Genomic DNA, 255 nt, shown 5'->3' with positions numbered 1-255 from the left:
AACGTTGAAATACCACCCTTCTTGTACTGGAATTCTAATCCCCAAAGGGGAGACATTGCTTGGTGGGTAGTTTGACTGGGGTGGTCGCCTCCAAAAGAGTAACGGAGGCTTTCAAAGGTTCCCTCAGCACGCTTGGTAACCGTGCGTAGAGTGCAATAGCAAAAGGGAGCTTGACTGTGAGACCGACAAGTCGATCAGGTACGAAAGTAGGATATAGTGATCCGGTGGTTTAGTATGGAACAGCCATCGCTCAAA

General features: G+C 48.6%; 1 rRNA gene. It reads left to right on the top strand.

Features of this window, described 5'->3' with window-relative positions:
- Positions 1–255: ribosomal RNA gene (locus EWU21_RS11220) — 23S ribosomal RNA — on the top strand; the annotation flags it as partial.

It is taken from the genome of Aquirufa antheringensis, assembly GCF_004307425.1.
GTDB classification, from domain to species: Bacteria; Bacteroidota; Bacteroidia; order Cytophagales; family Spirosomataceae; genus Aquirufa; species Aquirufa antheringensis.
Note: the sequence above shows the minus strand (reverse complement) of the source record. Positions and strands in the feature narration are given on the sequence as shown.